The organism is Clostridium sp. SY8519, assembly GCF_000270305.1.
Taxonomy (GTDB): Bacteria; Bacillota; Clostridia; order Lachnospirales; family Lachnospiraceae; genus SY8519.
On the sequence record NC_015737.1, the window covers coordinates 2,534,599 to 2,553,023 of the forward strand.

The following is an 18,425-nucleotide window of genomic DNA, read 5'->3' on the forward strand; positions in this document are numbered from 1 at the left end:
TGTTTTTCCCCTTACGCGGATAAGCGGACACTTACATGCCCGCTTATCCTTCTTTCTTCTGTTCTGTCAGAAATATCTTCCGGGGGACTATTTTACGTCTTTCATGCTGAAACTGATCCGTCCCATTTTATCCTTGCCCAGGCATACCACTTTCACGTGATCTCCCAGGGTCAGGACATCCTCCACATGATTGATCCGATGATCCGCGATCTTGGAAATATGAACCAGGCCTTCTTTGCCGGGAGCAAATTCAATGAACGCGCCGAATTCCTTAATGGAAACCACCGTTCCTTCCAGGATCTGGCCTTTTTCAAAATCGGTCACAATGATATGGATCAGTTCTTTTGCCCGTTCCATGCCTGCCGGATCCACACCGCAGATGGATACGACACCGTCATCATTGATATCGATCTTGACACCGGTTTCATCAATAATCGCGTTGATGACTTTTCCCTGTTTGCCGACCACATCACCGATCTTGGAAGGATCGATCTGCATGGTGATAATCTTGGGCGCATACTGGCTGAGTTCTTTCCGCGGCTCACGGATGCAGGGCTCCATCACATTGGTCAGAATATACTCACGCGCGGCGCGGGTACGGGCAATGGCTTCCTCCACAATGGGGCGGGTCAGGCCATGGATTTTAATATCCATCTGGATGGCTGTGATACCGTCATGTGTGCCGGCCACCTTAAAGTCCATATCGCCGAAGAAATCTTCCAGCCCCTGGATATCTGTCAGCACCAGATAATCATCATCGGTTTCACCGGTGACCAGACCGCAGGAAATACCGGCTACCGGTTTGCGGATCGGCACGCCGGCTGCCATAAGGGACATGGTGGAGGCGCAGATACTTGCCTGGGATGTGGAGCCGTTGGACTCAAAGGTCTCCGATACCAGACGGATGGCATACGGGAATTCCTCTTCCGGCGGAAGCACCGGTACAAGCGCCCGCTCTGCCAGTGCGCCATGGCCGATTTCCCGGCGTCCCGGTCCGCGGGAGGGCTTTGTTTCACCCACAGAATAAGACGGGAAATTATACTGATGCAGATACCGTTTGGAGGTGATGTTTTCATCCAGTCCGTCCACGCGCTGGGATTCGGAAAGGGGTGCCAGGGTGGTTACCGTGCAAATCTGTGTCTGTCCTCTGGTAAACATGGCAGATCCATGGACACGGGGAATCAGATCCACCTCTGCAGCCAGGGGACGGATCTCATCAATGGCACGTCCGTCCGGACGCTTGTGATCTTTCAGGATCATCTTGCGGACGGTCTTTTTCTGATACTGGTATACCGCATCGGAAATAAACGGAAGCACTTCCTCATCCTCGGCAAAGGTCTCTTCCAGACGGTCGGTAATTTCACGGATATTGGCATCACGGGTCTGCTTGTCATCCGTAAAGACAGCAGCTTCCATTTCTGCAGGCGGAACCAGTTCCATGATCTTGGCGGTCACTTCTTCCGGAACGGCGCTGGATTCATAGCTGTGCTTCTCTTTGCCCACTTCCGCAACGATCTTGTTGATGAAATCGATAATGGTCAGGTTCACATCGTGCGCACGGTAGATCGCCTCGATCATTTTCTCTTCTTTGATTTCATTGGCTCCGGCTTCGATCATGATTACCTTCTGAGCGGTAGAAGCCACAGTCAGCTGAAGATCACCCTCATCCCAGTCCTTCTGACCCGGGTTGATAATAAATTCGCCGTCAATCATTCCCACCTGTGTCATGGCACAGGGGCCGTCAAACGGAATATCGGAAATGCAGGTGGAAATTGCGGAGCCAAGCATCGCCACCAGCTCCGGTCTGCAGTCCGGATCCACACTCATTACCAGGTTGTTCAGTGTGACGTCATTTCGGTAATCTTTGGGGAACAGCGGACGCATCGGGCGATCAATGACACGCGCAGTAAGAACCGCATTGTCAGAAGCACGGCCCTCTCTCTTCTTGAATCCTCCCGGAATCTTGCCGACCGCATACATTTTTTCTTCAAATTCTACGGAAAGCGGGAAGAAATCAATTCCGTCCCTCGGCTTCTCCGAAGCGGTCGCCGTGCTTAAAACAGTGGTATCTCCATAGTGCATGAATGCTGCTCCGTTTGCCTGCGCAGCAACACGCCCGATATCAATACGCAGCGTTCTGCCTGCCAGTTCCATCTCATATGTCTTGTACATTCTCGTCTCCTTCTTCTTCTGCGTCTGACAGACAAAATATCCTGTCTGTCCGTATCCCGGCTGCGGCAGTTCGGTTCCGCTGCTTCGGATACCCCAAAAATACAATTGGTCTTGAAAAAAAGAGCGGAAAAATCCCGCTCTTTTTCACAATTTCTATTACTTTCTGATTCCCAGTCGTGCGATTAAAGTACGATAGCCTTCCAGATCTTTTTTCTGAAGGTATGCAAGTAATCTTCTTCTCTGACCAACCATCTTCAGAAGTCCTCTTCTGGAATGATGATCCTTGGGATGCTCTTTCAGGTGATCGGTAAGCTCGCGGATACGCTCGGTCAGTAAAGCGATCTGTACCTCCGGTGAACCTGTGTCATTCTGTGTACGTCCGTACGCAGCGATAATCTCCTGTTTTTTTTCTGCTGAAATCATTCTTAATTCCTCCTTGTTTTTCATACGCCCGAATCCGTGTGCTTACTAAGTACAGGGTTGGAGATTCCCCGAACTGAGTATGGGCAAATTCACACTTCCGATAATATAGCACAGACCGGATGCTCCCGTCAACTGGCAAAACATGGATTCCGCGGGAATTTTTCAAAGGCCCCTCCGGCTCCGGTTTTACGGAAGAATATTGTCCAGGATTTCCCGGCAGGCGTCCATATCCTTTTGAATCTGCACCATCAGGCTGTCCAGGGAGGCAAACTTCTGTTCCGGACGCAGGAAATGGTGGAAACAGACATCCAACGTCCTTCCGTACAGACTGCCGGAATAATCGAACAGATGGGTCTCCACACCGATGGGAAACGCGCCGACGGTGGGCTTGTATCCGATGTTGCTGATTCCGCGGCAGACTTTCCGGTCAATTTCCACGGTAGCCGCATAGACCCCGGCAGGCGGCAGCAGCTTATTTTCCGGCGGAATCATATTGATGGTAGGCATGCCCTTGGTATGGCCCAGCCCTTCGCCGTGCACCACGGTTCCCCGCAGGAAATAGGGATAGCCGAGCAGCAGATTGGTCTCTTCCATCGCGCCCCGTTCAATTAATTCCCGGATTCTTGTGCTGCTGATATCCTTTTGCTGATACTGCAGTTTTTCCACCACACGGCAGGTATAGCCGAATTCCTCTTCATAGTTCTGCAGCGTCAGATAACTGCCCTGACGCCCGCTGCCAAAACGGAAATCTGTCCCCACCACAATCACCCGGATATTGATGCGGTCATTCAGCATCCGCAGAAAATCATAGGGTGACATGTGCTTGAGCTGCTCGGTAAACGGAAGCTCAATTAAGACGTCGATGCCTGCTTTTTCAAATATGGCCTTTTTTTCCTCATTGGTAGACAGTACTTTATAGCTGCCGGACTCAAGAGAACGCGGCGGCACACTAAAGGTAATGGCCACAGATTTACAGCCGTTTTCTTTTTCTTTTTTCATCTGTTCCATCAGACATTTGTGTCCCATGTGCAGCCCGTCAAATTTCCCAAGGGAAATGACGCAGGGCTCCTCAACAGAAAAATCAAAGGTATCCTGATAATACTTCATTGGCTCCTCACTTACAGAAACATTTTCAGCGGACGTAAAACCGACGCTTCCTTTGCCCGGTGATAAATCCCGACAAAAGTTCCGTCTGACAGATACATGCGGATCCAGTCCGGCTCCGACGGAAGGCCGAAAGCGTCAGCCCCACCCTGTAACGGGTCTGAGGCATCTTCCTGACAGATTCCGTCTTCCGGCACTTTGCCGCCGTTTCTCAGAATCACATCCCATTCCGGCCGCACCCGGCAGAAGGAAACTGACCCGAACACACGGTCCACCGGAATCAGCAGGGTATCCAGATTCCCCCGGTCCCGCAGGTCCTGAATCTCACCCAGCGTATGTGCCTGCTCCAGGCGAAATCCCGCCACACGGGTCCGCTGCAGCTCCGTCATCACTGCGCCGCAGGACAGTTTCTGTCCCAGGTCATGGCAGATCGTACGGATATAAGTGCCCTTGGAACATACGATCCGCAGGGAAAGTTCCGGCAGACACATGCGGGTAACGGCAATTTCTGATACATGGATCCGGCGGGGCTTCCGTTCAATCTCAATCCCCTGCCGGGCAAGTTCATACAGTTTTTTCCCCCTGACCTTCAGTGCGGAATACATCGGCGGAATCTGTTCCGTGAAGCCGTGGAACTGTTCTGCGGCTTCGCGGACTTCCTCCGGAGTAATGTGTTCCGTCGGGAATCTGCCGGTAACCGTGCCGCTGCTGTCCTGGGTGTCTGTGGTAATCCCCAGCCGGAGGGACGCTTCATATTCTTTGTCTGTACCGGCAAGGAGTTCGCATATTTTGGTCGCTTTCCCCAGGCAGACCGGAAGCACGCCGGTGGCGTCCGGATCCAGCGTTCCGGTATGTCCGATTTTTTTCTGGCCGCAGATGCCGCGCATCTTCGCCACTACATCAAAGGATGTAAATCCCTTTTCTTTCTTTACGATAATTATTCCATTACGCATCGGCAGTTTCATGGGCCTCAATCTGAAGCCGGATATCCCGGAGCAGATCCTGCAGCACCTGCTGCGGCGGATCGTAAATGGTGGCTCCCGCAGCCCGTACATGACCGCCGCCGCCATATGCCGAAGCAATCGCTGCCACATCCACATAAGAACCGGAACGCAGACTCAGTTTGTAAGTACCGTCCGGATTTTCATACAGAAAAACAGACACTTCCACGTCCTTTGTATTGCGCATGGCACTGGCAATCCCGTCCAGATCATCCGGCGTGACATCATAATCCTTCAGTTCTGCACCTCTCAGCATACAGGAAATCACTTTTCCATCCTGATGCAGAACGCTTTTTTCCAGGGAATGGCCGAGAATCCGCTGCTCCTGATAAGTTTTCTCAAAAAATGTATGTGTTACAATCCAGGGATAATCAATCCCGCAGTTCATCAGTTCGCCGCCCACCTGCATCGTATGGGCCGAAGTACAGGAATACTGAAAAACACCGGTATCGGTAACCAGACCGACATAGAGGCATTCCGCAATTTCCTTCGTGATTTTCCGGCGGTCAAAAACGCCGAAAAGCAGTTCACAGGTTGAGCTGGCATCCGGTTCCACCAGGTTGCAGTCCGCGAAACTGGAATTGCTCACATGGTGGTCAATACAGATGCGCTGCTTTGCCGTGTGATAATACTGCGCGGCGTCGCCGAGACGGCTCACATCTCCGCAGTCCAACACCAGAAACAGGTCATACTGACGTTCCTCCGGCTCCGGCGGAATCTGCCGGATTTTATCCGCATTCTTTAAAAAGGAAAATTTTTCGATCACGGATTCCAGATATACATCCACCTGAATGGAAGGATAACAGGCAGTGATATAATTATACGCCGCCAGGCAGGAGCCCACGCAGTCGCCATCCGGACGCACATGCCCGGAGACGGCCACGCTGTGAACCCCCTGTAAATAGGTATCTAATTTCATCCGGATCACTCCTTGTCTGTATCCGCCGGAAGCCCGGTTTCATCCGGTTCTGAATTCCGGGCGTCTGAACGGGCGATTTCATCAATTTTTTTCGACATTTCCACGCCGTAGGCGATGGAACGGTCTGAAATAAAACGGATTTCCGGTGTGTTGCGCAGATTCAGGGACTTTGCCAGACATCTGCGGATATAGCCGGCAGCGCTTTTCAGCCCTTCCACCGTTTTTTCCTGTTCTTCTTCTGTGCCCAGAACACTGATATAAGCTTTGCAGGTTTTCAGGTCCGGCGCGACTTCCACGCCGGACACACTGGTCAGCGGATGAATCCTGGGGTCTTTGATTTCATTCCGGATAATGCTGCTCAGTTCCCGCAGAACCTCTTCATTGATTCTGATATTTTTAATACTGTTTTTTCTCATAACTGTCTACTGTCTTGGCACCTCTACCATCTTGTATGCTTCCACTTCATCCCCTTCACGGAGTTCATTGAATCCGTCAAAGACAAGACCGCATTCATAGCCGGCTTTTACAGATTTCACATCATCTTTAAACCGTTTCAGAGACGCAAGGGCACCTTCATAGATCTGTTTGCCTTCCCGGCGGATCCGGATTTTGCAGTCCCGCTCAAACACGCCGTCCAGCACATAAGATCCTGCAATGGTACCCACACCGGAAGCCTTGAACAGCTGTCTTACCTCGGCATGTCCGATCACTTTCTCTTCGTAGATCGGTTCCAGCATACCCTTTATAGCATTTTCCACATCTTCAATTGCTTTGTAGATTACGCTGTACGTACGGATTTCCACATTTTCGTGTTCCGCAATACTCTTTGCGTTGGAATCGGTCTTTACATTAAATCCGATGATCACCGCGTTGGAAGCAGATGCCAGGTTGACATCAGACTCACTGATCACGCCTACGCCGCCATGGATTACCTTAACCACAACTTCGTCGTTGGAAAGTTTTTCCAGGCTTTCGCGTACCGCCTCCACAGACCCCTGTACATCGGCTTTGACAATCAGCTCCAGTTCCTTCAGATTGCCGGCCTGAATCTGGGAGAAAATGTTGTCCAGATTGCGCCGTGCCCGGGTCTCTTCCAGGAGTTTTTCCTTGTCATTGGATACAAATGTTTCCGCGAAATTACGTGCTTCCTTCTCGGAATCAAAGGCCATGAATACTTCACCGGCATGCGGAATATTGTTCAGTCCGATGATTTCCACCGGCATGGAAGGACCTGCTTCTTTGACCCGTTTGCCGGTATGGTCGGTCAGCGCGCGGGCCTTGCCGTAGCATGCGCCTGCAGCCACCGGTTCTCCCTGCTTCAGGGTACCCTTCTGAATCAGGACAGTGGCTACGACACCGCGTCCCTTATCAATTTTTGCCTCGATGACCAGTCCCCGGGCTTTTCGCTTCGGATTTGCCTTCAGTTCCAGCACATCGGCGGTCAGAAGGATCATTTCCAGAAGCTCGTCGATTCCCTCATGGGTCTTGGCGGAAACCGGAACACAGATGGTGGATCCGCCCCAGTCTTCCGGGATCAGTCCCTGTTCCGCGAGTCCCTGTTTCACCAGGTCGATATTCGCGCCCGGCTTGTCGATCTTGTTGATGGCCACGATCACCTCAATACCGGCTGCTTTCGCATGGTTGATGGCCTCTATGGTCTGGGGCATGATTCCGTCGTCCGCAGCCACTACCAGAATCGCGATATCGGTGGATTTGGCGCCGCGCATACGCATGGCAGTAAATGCCTCATGGCCCGGCGTATCTAAGAAGGTGATCTTTTCGCCGTTGATGGTGGCCACCGAAGCACCGATGTGCTGGGTAATGCCACCGGCCTCCCGGTCTGTCACATGGGTCTGGCGGATTGCGTCCAGCAGGGAAGTCTTTCCATGATCCACGTGGCCCATAACGCAGACAACCGGCGGGCGCTTCTTCAGGTCTTTTTCCGGTTCTTCCTCTTCTTTCAGAAGTTCCGCGATGACATCGACTTTTTCTTCTTTCTCGCAGATACAGTTGAAATCCAGGGCGATTTCCTCGGCCTTTTCATAATCAATCTCCTGGTTCATGGTGACCACCTGGCCGGCCAGGAACAGTTTTTTGATAATGTCAGACGGCTGAATATGCATGCGGTCTGCCAGATCATGGATGGTGATGTAATCCGGTACCTTGATGGAGATAATCTCGTTTTTATCCCGTTTCTCAGATGCCGGAACCGGAACCGCGTTTTTCTTCTTATGGCCGGTTTTCTTTTCCAGATTTACATACCGCTCCTGTCTCTTCGGCTTTTTGTCGTAATTCTGCTGGTGCTTTCTTCCCCGGTCCCTGCTGTCTTTTCTTCCGTTTCCATCCGGTGCGGAAGCAGCTGCCGGGCTGCCGTTTCTGCGGTCTGCGCCGCCGCGTGATGTCTTCGCACGATCCGTATCGTTCTGACCGCCGCGTCGGCCGCCTGTCCGAGAAGCGCTATTGCCGCGACTGCCCTGACTGCTCTTTGATACGGATTGTTTCTTTCTTTCCTGGTTTTCACGTCTGTCACCACCCTGTGTTCTTTCGCTGTTCGGACGTTTTTCTCCATTTTTCTTTCTGGTTTCCGCTTTTGCCTGGCTGTTTTTTTCGCCGTGGTTTGCTGCTTCGCTGCGGTTTTTCTGCAGCGCATGGGAAGAATTATCCACGGAAGTCGCACTGCCGGGCTGTACAGAATCGTACTTGATCGTCGGTTTGCGCAGCGGTACACGGGTGCCTGCCTGCGGTCTGCCGGACTGCTGACGTTTCATTCCGCCGCCCTGGCCCCGCTCCCTCCTGCTGCGGCTTCCGTTTTTCTCCTGCTGGCTGGAACGACCTTTTACGATGCTTTTCTGGTTGCGGTTGCCGTTTTTACTGTTCTGCGGATTGAATACCGCTGAAATCATTTTTTTCTTTGGCTTCTGTCCTTCTTCCTGGGAAGCTGCTTTTTTCGGTTCTTCCGAAGATTTCTTCTTATCTGAAAAAGCTTTTTTCACGCTCATTGCGTCTTTTTCATCAATAGAGCTCATATGATTCGACACCTCGATTCCTTTCCCTGCCAGATAAGTGATGATATCCTTTGCGGGAACATTCAGTTCTTTTGCAAGTTCGTATATTCTTGATTTCGCCATAAATCTCCTTCCTGCTGTTATTGATCGGGTAATTTCTTCTGTATCGATTCCGCGAATCCCTGATTCAGAACAGCCAGCATCGAGCGGTAGTTTTTACCGACACAGTGTCCAAGCTCTTCTTTGGTACCAAGGACAATCAGCGGGATTTCAAAATAAGCCGCCATGTTCCGCATCTTCTTTCTGGTATTGGCAGAAGCATCTTCCGCAACAATAAGAAGCCGCGCTTTGTCTTTATGCACTGCGTCCTCTACTGACTGCTCGCCGCTGGATACCGCGCCGGCCTTCATCGCAAGACTCAGCAGTGAAAAAATTCTACTGTTCTGCAATTTCCTTTTCCATCTCCTTGATCAGTGCCTGCCAGATCTCTTTCGAGATATGTGTTTTCAGGGAACGCTCCAGCCCGTGGTTTTTTACGGCTGCCTCCAGACACGCCCGGTTTTTGCAGATATACGCGCCCCGGCCGTTTTTTCTGCCTCTGGCATCTACGCAAAAACCATCCTCTGCCGTATGAAGAATACGGATCAGCTCTTTTTTTTCTTTCAGCTGTCTGCATCCTACGCAGACGCGCATCGGAACTTTCTTACCCATATCACGCGGGACCTCATCTTTTCTGGATTTTATGACTCTGTTTCTTCATTTGCCGTGTCTGCCGCAGAATCTTCCGCTTCGATTTCAGATTCTTCTGCATCTTCCGTTTCTTCCGCGTCGCTCTCTTCCAGACTGTCCATATCGATAAACCCTTCTTCATCCAGGTCATCTTCAAATCCGGAAATATCATCAAAGTCATCTTCATAGCCGTCTTCATAGTCGTCGTAAGCTTCGCCGAACTGGTCGAATTCCCCGGACTCCCGTGCCTGGGTTTCGCTCTTGATATCAATCTTGTATCCGGTGAGCCGGGCAGCCAGCCGGGCATTCTGTCCTTCTTTTCCGATGGCCAGGGACAGCTGGTAATCCGGTACTACAACTTTGGCTTTTTTCTCTTCTTCATCCGCGATGACGGAAATTACTTTTGCCGGACTGAGGGCATTCTGAATCAATATCGCAGGGTTGATATCCCAGTTGATGATATCAATTTTTTCGCCGCCCAGTTCCGCCACGACATCATTGACACGATTGCCTTCTTTTCCGACACAGGCTCCCACCGGATCCACATCCGCGTCATTGGACCAGACAGCCATTTTTGTCCGGCTTCCGGGCTCTCTGGCAATGTTTTTGATTTCCACGATGCCTTCCCGGATCTCGGATACTTCTTCCTCAAACAGACAGCGCACAAAGTCCGGATGTGTACGGGATACCAGAATTTTGGCTCCCTTTGGTGTATCACGCACTTCAATCACATAGACCCGTACCCGGTCGGTGGGTTTGAAATTCTCTCCCGGAATCATTTCGTTTCTGGTAAGGATCGCATCCGCCCGTCCCAGGTTTACGCTCAGGTTATTTCCTACGTAACGCTGTACGATACCGGTAATAATCGTATGCTCTTTATCCTTGAAATAATCGACAATGGACTTTTTCTCTTCTTCCCGGATTTTCTGCAGGATCACATTCTTTGCATTCTGTGTGGCAATCCGCCCGAATTCCTTGGACTGCACTTCCACCTGGCAGATATCGCCGAGGTTCATGGAGGGATCCTGCATTCTGGCATCTGCCACACTGATCTCGATGGCCGGATCAAATACCTCTTCCACCACTTCCTTATCTGCATATACATGATATTCGCAGGTCTCGCGGTTCATGACCACACGAATATTCTCTGAAGTACCAAAGTGATTGTCGCATGCGTTCAGCAGGGATTTCTCGATTGCATCCAGCAGCGCGTCTTTGGAAACATTTTTTTCTTTTTCAAGAATCGTTAAAGCATCTAACAGCTCCTGGCTGTCGCTTTTTGTGTTCTTGTTTGCCTTGGCCATTTCAATTTCCTCCTAAAGTAATGAGCCTCTTTTCCCGGCTGTCATGCATCCGGGTATTCCTGAAAATCCCCGGGACCGGTTAAAAATCAATCGCCTGACGGATCAATGCAATCTCCGGTCTGCGGAATGTCCGTGTCTCTCCGTCTTCGGTTTCGATTGTAACGGAATCTTCGTCGTAGCTGCGCAGCAGGCCGGTAAATTCCTTCTGCCGGTCAACTGCCTGATAAGTGCGGATCTCAATCAGTTTGTTCAGATTGCGCACATAATCCCGTTCTTTTTTCAGCGGGCGCTGCAGGCCCGGACTGCTGACTTCAAAGATATACTGTTCCGAAATGTAGTCTTCACTGTCAAGGATCTCATTCATCTGCCTGGATACCAGTTCGCAGTCATCAATGGAAATGCCCCCTTCTTTGTCGATGTAAATCCGAAGGTACCATTCGCCGCCTTCTTTCACATATTCCACATCCACCAATTCGAAATTATGTTCTGCAAGAATCGGGAGTACATATGCTTCTGTCTTAGATTCATAAATTTCTTTTTTTGACATATCTTCACCTTCTTTCGAAACAAGTATACGGAACGAAAAGAGTGGGCCAAAGCCCACTCTCACTGTCACACGATATTCCTGTTAATTCTATCACGCAAAGCACTGCTTTTCAAGTGCTTTCTCTGAATCAGGAAACAGGATGCAGGCCGAAAAAAAATCTTCGCATAAGCGAAGATCTTCTCGGGTTGGGCTGTTCAGTTGTAAACAGTCAGTAGTTCATAGGGGAATCGAACCCCTGTTTCCGCCGTGAGAGGGCGGCGTCTTAACCGCTTGACCAATGAACCGTACAAAACAATAATACCAAAGCCAGAGACAGAATGCAAGTACTTTTTCTCTCTTTTTATGTATTTCCATCTGTACACTTTTCGGCTTTCGAAAAGAAACAGAGTTCCCGAACCCGCTGTCCGGGAACTCTGGAAATTACCGGGATGCGCAAAACTTAAGCAAGTTTTTCCTTTGCCACATCTACCAAGCCTTTAAATCCTTCGGCGTCATTCACTGCGAGATCAGCCAGCATCTTGCGGTTGATGTCAACATTTGCCAGCTTAAGGCCGTACATGAATTTGCTGTAAGACAGGCCATTCAGGCGTGCTGCCGCATTGATCCGTGCAATCCAGAGCTGTCTGAACTGTCTCTTTTTCTGTTTTCTGCCGGCATACGCGCTGGTCAGCGCACGCATAACGGACTGCTTTGCCACGCGGTACTGTTTGGAACGGGCGCCTCTGTAGCCCTTTGCCAGTTTTAAGGTTCTGTTATGTTTTTTCTTGGCGTTTAAGCCGCCTTTAATTCTTGCCATGTCAAATTCCTCCTACAATATCTGTTACTCTGCTGCTCTTCCTTACAGGTAAGGTAAGATTTTCTTCATATTCTTCTCGTTGGTAGAATCTGTCATAGCAGCTTTTCTGAGATTTCTCTTTCTCTTTGTCGTCTTCTTTGTCAGAATATGGCTTTTGTATGCTTTGTTTCTTTTTAATTTGCCGGATCCTGTCTTTTTAAAACGTTTTGCGGCAGATCTGTTTGTCTTCATTTTCGGCATAGTAATTTCCTCCTGAACTGTCTTGGTCTTATTTTTTCTCGCCGAGCATCATGGTCATGCTCCGCCCCTCCATCTTCGGGGCCTTGTCCACAACAGAAATATCACTCAAAGCTTCCGCAAAATCATCAAGTATATGACGGCTGCTGGATACATGTGCCATCTCACGTCCGCGGAACCGCAGTGTGACTTTGACCTTGTTGCCTTTGCTTAGGAATTTTCTTGCTGCATTGATCTTGGTATTCAGATCGTTGGCTTCAATATTCGGAGACAGACGCACTTCTTTGATTTCCACGGTTTTCTGGTTCTTCTTCGCCTGCTTCTCCTTCCGGCTCTGTTCATAACGAAACTTTCCGTAATCCACAATCTTGCATACCGGCGGCTTAGCATTCGGTGCGATCTTAACCAGGTCAAGGTCGGCCTCTCTCGCAATCTGCTGCGCTTCTTTCGCGCTCATGATTCCAAGCTGCTCACCGTCCGCGCCGATCAGGCGCACTTCTCTGTCTCTGATCTGTTCATTGATCTGATGTTTGCTGCTAATAGCTGTACCCTCCATCTTATCTGCATACATTCTGCTTTGCTGAGCTGTTATGACGCGTTATCAGGCAGAAATAAAAAAAGCGGATCAGCCCGCAGCTCATCCACTTAGTTATCTACAGCAAAATCCTTGTGCTGTTATATCAAACCACAGGTCACTGAATCGTGCGAGGGTGAGAGTGGATACTCTGCTTTCTGTCTAACAACGCTGTTAATCATAGCACATCGTGTATGTTAAGTCAATTACTTTTTTGAAATTAATAATTGCCGATGATGCGGAAATTTCTCGCTTCATCCTTGAGTCCCTGCAGGGCGTTCCAGATGGCCCCGTCCTGAAGACTGCCGGTTACATCCACAAAGAAGCGGTAATCCAGAGGCTCGGTACTGATGACGGCGGAACCGATCCGGTTTAAATTCAGATTGTTATAAGTAATATGGGACAGCAGATGATACAGAGCCCCGCATTCATCCGGCGCTTCAAAGCAGATGCTGATCTGATCCGCTCCGGCCAGAGCTTCTTTTCTGGCAGACAGAAGCAGACAGCGGCGGGTTTCGTCCCGGTCATCCGCGTAGCTTGCCACAATCTGACAGTTATTTTCCGCGATTTCGTTATAGTAGCCGATGACATTGCCGCCGAACCGGTCTGTGCCGACTTCGATAAATCCGTAGCTGACCTCTCCGTTTACCAGCCGCTCAAACATGGTCTCTATTTTTTCCGTCTGTTCCAGTCTGACTCCCTTCGGAAGAAATGCCCGGGCGGATGCCCCGGAGGTCATGGACAGCAGTACGGTTTTCCCCTGAAAATCCAGGGTGTCCACCGTCTGAAACTCGCTGTCAAATCTGCGGCCGCTTTCGGTCAGAAGCTGATACTGTTTCTTGCGGCTCATGGCCATAATATGCTCAAACAGTTCGTGTACCCCGTGTCTGGTAAATTCCGAGTGGGTCAGATCTTCCACTGCTGCCAGTTTCTGCAGCTCCCGGGCAGAATCAAAGACTTCTCTGCCGTTGGCGATCTTGTAGGCAGCCACTTCGGAAGTAAGCTTCATCCGCTCTTCGTATAACGCTACAATCTGTCGGTCAATTTTATCAATATCTGCTCTGATATTTTTTAAATCCTGCATCGCTCTGCTCCTTCTCTTCTTCTATATTTCTGCCGGCGGCATCACAAATCAAACAGTGAGTACTGGTTGGATTCCGGAAGGCTTTCCAGCATTCCCAGCTCATCCATCAGATCGGTTACTGTCTTGCTGACTTTCGTACGGTTGCGGAAATCATCCCGGGAAAGGAAGGGGCCTTTTTTCGCTTCTTCCTCCACACATACCGCCGCCTTGTCTCCCATGCCGTCAATGGTGCTTAAAGAAGCCATCAGCTTCCCGTCAATGATCTGAAAATGCTTTGCCTTTGCCCGATAGATATCCAGCGGCATAAATTCAAACCCTCTGGCATACATCTCCTGCACAATTTTCAGGTCACGGAGGGTGCCCTTTTCCTTTTCCGACAGTTTTTCTGTTTTTTCACGGTTCTTCAGGTCGTTGATATGATACTCGACCCGGTCTTTGCCGAGACACATTTTCTCGTAGTCAAAGGCAGTGGCGCGTATACTGAAAAAGGCCGCGTAGTAGGCCAGCGGATAAAACACTTTGCAGTAGGCAATCCGCCATGCCATCATGACATAGGCAGCCGCGTGAGCCTTCGGGAACATATATTTGATCTTTTTGCAGGACCAGATATACCAGTCCGGTACATCATGGGCTTTCATCATTTCTTCCCATTCCGGCTTCAGGCCCTTTCCCTTGCGGACGGCTTCCATGATTGTAAAAGACAGCTCGCTGTCCATTCCCTGGCCGATCAGATAGATCATGATATCATCCCGGCAGCAGATCGCTGTGGAAATTGTGGCGGTTCCTTCTTTGATCAGCGTTTCCGCATTGCCCAGCCACACATCCGTTCCATGGGAAAGTCCGGAGATCCGCACCAGATCGGAAAACTGCTTTGGCTGCGCGTCGATCAGCATGTTCATCGCAAAATCTGTTCCGAATTCCGGGATTCCCAGGGCGCCCAGCGGACAGCCCATCAGATCATCCGGCGTAACGCCCAGGGCTGAGGTATTCTGAAACAGGGACATGACCTCTTTGCTGTCCAGAGGGATTGCCGTGGGATCCAGTCCCGTCAGATCCTGCAGCATACGGATCATCGTCGGATCATCATGCCCGAGGATATCCAGCTTCAGCAGGTTGTGATCGATGGAATGGTAATCAAAATGGGTCGTGATAATATCCGTGGTCATATCGTTTGCCGGATGCTGTATCGGCGTAAACGAGTAGATGTTTTCCCCCAGCGGCAGCACAATGATGCCGCCCGGATGCTGCCCGGTCGTACGCCGCACATTGACGCATCCCTGGACAATCCGGTCGATTTCACAGTTCCGCTTGCGGACGCCCCGCTCCTCGTAATAATTTTTCACATAGCCAAAGGCGGTTTTGTCCGCCAGGGTACCGATGGTTCCGGCCCGAAAGGTCTGACCGTCACCGAAAATCACTTCCGTATACTTATGCGCTTTACTCTGATAGTCGCCGGAAAAATTCAGGTCGATATCCGGCTCCTTGTTTCCTTTAAACCCCAGAAAAGTCTCAAACGGGATATCAAATCCCAGTTTATCCAGACGCTCCCCGCACACCGGGCAGACCCTGTCCGGCATGTCGCAGCCTGCTCTTCCGGCATAGGCTTTGACTTCCGGGGAGTCAAAATCCACATAGTGGCATTTCGGGCACAGATAATGGGGGGACAGGGGATTCACCTCGGTGATTCCCGCCATCGTGGCTACAAAGGATGATCCCACCGATCCGCGGGAGCCCACCAGATATCCGTCTTCGTTGGACTTCCATACCAGTTTCTGCGCAATGATATACATAACCGCGAACCCGTTGGAAATAATGGAATTCAATTCCCGCTCCAGACGTTCCGTCACTACGTCCGGCAGGTTTTCCCCATAGATTTCATGTGCACGGTTATAGCAGATCTCCCGCAGTGTCCGGTCGGAATCCGGGATCACCGGCGGACATTTATCCGGACGCACCGGAGATATCTTTTCAATCATGTCCGCTATTTTTCTGGTGTTTGTAATAACTACCTCTTCTGCCAGATCGCTGCCCAGATAACGGAATTCCGCCAGCATTTCCTCCGTGGTGCGCAGATACAGGGGCGCCTGGCTGTCCGCGTCTTTGAATCCCTTGCCTGCCATAATAATCCGTCGGTAGACTTCATCCTCGGGATCCAGGAAATGCACATCGCAGGTGGCTGCCACCAGTTTGTTAAATTCCTTCCCCAGGCGTACAATCCGGCGGTTCAGGTCTTCAATGTCTTTTTCCGAATGCACCGGGTATCGGTCTGACAGGATCATGAACGCATTATTTCCGGTGGGCTGGATTTCCAGATAGTCATAAAACCGCACAATCCGCGCGATATCCTCATCGGAAGCGCCTCCTACCAGCGCCTGGTACAGTTCGCCTGCCTCACAGGCAGAACCCACTAAAATTCCCTCCCGCCAGCGGTTCAGTTCACTTTTCGGCACAAGGGGCCGCTTGTTGAAATAGTGCAGATGGGAATCCGATACCAGCCGGTACAGATTTACACGCCCAATATCATTCTGTGCCAGAAAAATAGCATGATAAGAAGGCAGTTTGCGGATCAGGTTTTCATCTGACGTCCCGGCAGCTGCCAGTTCTTCCATGGTATCAATGCCCCGGTCATGGAGCATATCCATCATTTTCAGGAAAATTTCCGCGGTACATTCCGCGTCATCCACGGCGCGGTGATGATGGTCCAGGGACACTTTCAGCGCCTTGGCCACGGTATCCAGCTTGAACCGGTTCAGCTGGGGCAGCAGATACCGGGCCAGCATCACTGTATCCAGGATGGTTTTTTCACAGGGGATTCCCTGTTCGGCACAGTTTCTCTGAATAAATCCCATATCAAAGTCCGCATTGTGGGCCACCATCATGCACCCTTCACAGAATTCCATGAATTCCGGCAGTGCCTGGCGGATTACAGGCGCATCCATGACCATGGCGTCATTGATGGATGTCAGCTGTTCAATATGATAGGGAATCGGTTCCTGAGGATTGACAAACGTGGAAAACCGGTCCGTAATCCTGCCCTGTTCCACTTTTACGGCTCCGATCTCGATGATCCGGCACGCGCTTGCGCTGAGTCCTGTGGTTTCCAGGTCAAATACCACAAAGGGGTCCTGAAAATTCTGTCCGGCAGGATTCGTCACCAGTCCCTTCAGATCATCCACCAGATACGCTTCCATCCCATAGATTACCTTGAAATCTTTGGGCACATGTTCCATGGCATGGTTTGCTTCCGGAAACGCCTGTACGTCCCCGTGATCCGTTACCGCAATGGCCGGATGCCCCCAGGAAGCAGCCCGCGCAATAATGTCACCCACTTCACTGACGCCGTCCATGTCGCTCATTTTGGTGTGGCAGTGCAGCTCCACGCGCTTGACGGGGCTGGTATCCATACGGGTTGCTGTAAAATCAGGAATTTTACGGATTCCGGTCACCGAACTGATCGACAGTTCCCCGTCGAACCGGTCAATGGACGCAACGCCCTTTAATTTATAGAAACCGCCCTTCTTTACCCGTGCGGCAAATTCATCTGCCCACTCTACTTTCGGAAACATCTTCACGGTAAAGGTATCAGTAAAATCCGTGATTGTAAAAATCACCATTTTACGTTCCCCTTTTCTGGTATCCCGCATTTCAAACGAAAGGATTTTTCCCCGGAGAATCACGTCTCCCATACTCTCATCCACCTGAGACATTTCCACTGCCTCGCCGTCGAAATCTCTTCCGTACACCAGGTTTTTGCTGTCTGTTTCCATAGGGTTCCATCCGGCTCTGCGCGCGCCGTTTCCGGAGAAACGCTTTCCCTTAAAAGCTCCGGCTGACGGCCGGGTGTTTGCCGTATGTCCGGAATCCGGAGCCGCCTTCTTCCCGTTCCTGGCTGTCTCCGTATCCGGAGCGCCCGGTGCCTGGCCGGCGTCCGGCCGTTCCTCCGCATGACTGTCCTGCACCCGCTGCGAAATCAGATGGATCTTGTTTTTCAGCTGTATTTCGGCATTCTGCAGCGTACGGGAATCCTCATGTGCCCGATACGTTATGTGAAGTCTGGCATCCAGTCCGCACCGCTCACAGAAAATTTTTTCCAGAATCCGGCAGAGTTCCGTCTCCTGCTGTCTGGCCGGAATCGTGTCCTCCAGTTCCAGCTCCAGCGCGCCGTCTTCCGGAAAGGTCAGTTTTGCTTTGCGGATCACTGTATAGAGCACTTTGCTGTAATTGCGGATTTCCGTCTTAATACTGTCCCAGTAAGCGTTAACCAGGAATTTCAGATTGTACTGGGCGGATAAATGGAATTTTTCAATGATGATTACTTCCATTTTTTTGTGAAACAGCTGCCGTGAAATAAGATCCTGAAGCTGAAAAATCCGCATCTTGTCAATCAGATGCGGGCTTTCCATATAAACGCGCAGACGGGTATGTTCCCGGTTTGTTGTCACCCGGGACACCGATACATCCTTCAGAAATGTCTGCATATCTTCTGTCAGCTGCAGTTCACAAAATACATCAGAAAACAGTTTTTCCATA

At 50.6% G+C, this 18,425-nt stretch carries 16 protein-coding genes and 1 tRNA gene; all 17 read right to left on the minus strand.

Annotation, left to right across the window (positions count from 1 at the left end; genetic code table 11):
* Positions 1-87 precede the first annotated feature (87 nt).
* The 17 genes from CXIVA_RS11715 to CXIVA_RS11795 all read right to left on the minus strand — a co-directional run bounded on the left by CXIVA_RS11715 (position 88) and on the right by CXIVA_RS11795 (position 18,424).
* Positions 88-2,172, minus strand: a complete 2,085-nt coding sequence (locus CXIVA_RS11715) for a polyribonucleotide nucleotidyltransferase (RefSeq protein WP_013978255.1) — start codon at positions 2,170-2,172, stop codon at positions 88-90.
* 156 nt (positions 2,173-2,328) lie between these two features.
* The gene (gene rpsO / locus CXIVA_RS11720) at positions 2,329-2,595 is read right to left on the minus strand and encodes a 30S ribosomal protein S15 (RefSeq protein ID WP_013978256.1); all 267 of its coding nucleotides are present in this window, start codon (positions 2,593-2,595) and stop codon (positions 2,329-2,331) included.
* Positions 2,596-2,781: 186 nt separating this feature from the next.
* The gene (locus tag CXIVA_RS11725) at positions 2,782-3,702 is read right to left on the minus strand and encodes a bifunctional riboflavin kinase/FAD synthetase (RefSeq protein ID WP_013978257.1); all 921 of its coding nucleotides are present in this window, start codon (positions 3,700-3,702) and stop codon (positions 2,782-2,784) included.
* An 11-nt stretch (positions 3,703-3,713) separates the two neighbouring features.
* Complete coding sequence (truB, locus tag CXIVA_RS11730) at positions 3,714-4,652, minus strand: tRNA pseudouridine(55) synthase TruB (protein ID WP_013978258.1); 939 nt, start codon at positions 4,650-4,652, stop codon at positions 3,714-3,716.
* Positions 4,645-5,619, minus strand: a complete 975-nt coding sequence (locus CXIVA_RS11735; RefSeq protein WP_013978259.1) for a bifunctional oligoribonuclease/PAP phosphatase NrnA — start codon at positions 5,617-5,619, stop codon at positions 4,645-4,647. Before CXIVA_RS11735 ends, truB begins: the two co-directional genes overlap by 8 nt.
* Positions 5,620-5,624: 5 nt before the next feature.
* The gene (rbfA, locus tag CXIVA_RS11740) at positions 5,625-6,035 is read right to left on the minus strand and encodes a 30S ribosome-binding factor RbfA (RefSeq protein ID WP_013978260.1); all 411 of its coding nucleotides are present in this window, start codon (positions 6,033-6,035) and stop codon (positions 5,625-5,627) included.
* A gap of 6 nt (positions 6,036-6,041) precedes the next feature.
* Entirely contained in the window at positions 6,042-8,747 is a 2,706-nt protein-coding gene (gene infB / locus CXIVA_RS11745) for a translation initiation factor IF-2 (protein ID WP_013978261.1), read from the minus strand.
* 17 nt (positions 8,748-8,764) lie between these two features.
* Positions 8,765-9,073, minus strand: coding sequence for a ribosomal L7Ae/L30e/S12e/Gadd45 family protein (locus CXIVA_RS11750; protein ID WP_013978262.1), 309 nt, complete (start codon positions 9,071-9,073; stop codon positions 8,765-8,767).
* On the minus strand, positions 9,060-9,335 hold the full coding sequence (locus CXIVA_RS11755) for a YlxR family protein (protein ID WP_013978263.1): 276 nt from the start codon (positions 9,333-9,335) through the stop codon (positions 9,060-9,062). Before CXIVA_RS11755 ends, CXIVA_RS11750 begins: the two co-directional genes overlap by 14 nt.
* 29 nt (positions 9,336-9,364) lie before the next feature.
* A complete protein-coding gene (gene nusA / locus CXIVA_RS11760) occupies positions 9,365-10,657 on the minus strand; it encodes a transcription termination factor NusA (RefSeq protein WP_013978264.1) in 1,293 nt (430 codons plus the stop codon).
* Between the two features lie 79 nt (positions 10,658-10,736).
* Positions 10,737-11,204, minus strand: coding sequence for a ribosome maturation factor RimP (rimP, locus tag CXIVA_RS11765; RefSeq protein ID WP_013978265.1), 468 nt, complete (start codon positions 11,202-11,204; stop codon positions 10,737-10,739).
* Between the two features lie 212 nt (positions 11,205-11,416).
* Positions 11,417-11,488 (minus strand) — tRNA-Glu (locus tag CXIVA_RS11770).
* Positions 11,489-11,643: 155 nt separating this feature from the next.
* The gene (gene rplT, locus CXIVA_RS11775) at positions 11,644-12,000 is read right to left on the minus strand and encodes a 50S ribosomal protein L20 (RefSeq protein WP_013978266.1); all 357 of its coding nucleotides are present in this window, start codon (positions 11,998-12,000) and stop codon (positions 11,644-11,646) included.
* Positions 12,001-12,042: 42 nt separating this feature from the next.
* Entirely contained in the window at positions 12,043-12,240 is a 198-nt protein-coding gene (rpmI, locus tag CXIVA_RS11780) for a 50S ribosomal protein L35 (protein WP_013978267.1), read from the minus strand.
* A gap of 28 nt (positions 12,241-12,268) precedes the next feature.
* Positions 12,269-12,808 carry a translation initiation factor IF-3 gene (gene infC / locus CXIVA_RS11785; protein WP_013978268.1) on the minus strand — a complete coding sequence of 180 codons (540 nt, stop codon included), beginning with the start codon at positions 12,806-12,808 and terminating at the stop codon, positions 12,269-12,271.
* Between the two features lie 223 nt (positions 12,809-13,031).
* Positions 13,032-13,895: a chorismate mutase gene (locus CXIVA_RS11790; RefSeq protein WP_013978269.1), complete on the minus strand. Its 864-nt coding sequence runs from the start codon at positions 13,893-13,895 to the stop codon at positions 13,032-13,034.
* Between the two features lie 41 nt (positions 13,896-13,936).
* Complete coding sequence (locus tag CXIVA_RS11795) at positions 13,937-18,424, minus strand: PolC-type DNA polymerase III (RefSeq protein WP_013978270.1); 4,488 nt, start codon at positions 18,422-18,424, stop codon at positions 13,937-13,939.
* Position 18,425 lies beyond the last annotated feature (1 nt).

Coding starts and splice junctions, on each gene's coding strand:
- CXIVA_RS11715 (WP_013978255.1), bottom strand. CDS start 2,172: ATGTACAAGACATATGAGATGGAACTGGCAGGCAGAACGCTGCGTATT.
- rpsO (WP_013978256.1), bottom strand. CDS start 2,595: ATGATTTCAGCAGAAAAAAAACAGGAGATTATCGCTGCGTACGGACGT.
- CXIVA_RS11725 (WP_013978257.1), bottom strand. CDS start 3,702: ATGAAGTATTATCAGGATACCTTTGATTTTTCTGTTGAGGAGCCCTGC.
- truB (WP_013978258.1), bottom strand. CDS start 4,652: ATGCGTAATGGAATAATTATCGTAAAGAAAGAAAAGGGATTTACATCC.
- CXIVA_RS11735 (WP_013978259.1), bottom strand. CDS start 5,619: ATGAAATTAGATACCTATTTACAGGGGGTTCACAGCGTGGCCGTCTCC.
- rbfA (WP_013978260.1), bottom strand. CDS start 6,035: ATGAGAAAAAACAGTATTAAAAATATCAGAATCAATGAAGAGGTTCTG.
- infB (WP_013978261.1), bottom strand. CDS start 8,747: ATGGCGAAATCAAGAATATACGAACTTGCAAAAGAACTGAATGTTCCC.
- CXIVA_RS11755 (WP_013978263.1), bottom strand. CDS start 9,335: ATGGGTAAGAAAGTTCCGATGCGCGTCTGCGTAGGATGCAGACAGCTG.
- nusA (WP_013978264.1), bottom strand. CDS start 10,657: ATGGCCAAGGCAAACAAGAACACAAAAAGCGACAGCCAGGAGCTGTTA.
- rimP (WP_013978265.1), bottom strand. CDS start 11,204: ATGTCAAAAAAAGAAATTTATGAATCTAAGACAGAAGCATATGTACTC.
- rplT (WP_013978266.1), bottom strand. CDS start 12,000: ATGGCAAGAATTAAAGGCGGCTTAAACGCCAAGAAAAAACATAACAGA.
- rpmI (WP_013978267.1), bottom strand. CDS start 12,240: ATGCCGAAAATGAAGACAAACAGATCTGCCGCAAAACGTTTTAAAAAG.
- infC (WP_013978268.1), bottom strand. CDS start 12,808: ATGTATGCAGATAAGATGGAGGGTACAGCTATTAGCAGCAAACATCAG.
- CXIVA_RS11790 (WP_013978269.1), bottom strand. CDS start 13,895: ATGCAGGATTTAAAAAATATCAGAGCAGATATTGATAAAATTGACCGA.
- CXIVA_RS11795 (WP_013978270.1), bottom strand. CDS start 18,424: ATGGAAAAACTGTTTTCTGATGTATTTTGTGAACTGCAGCTGACAGAA.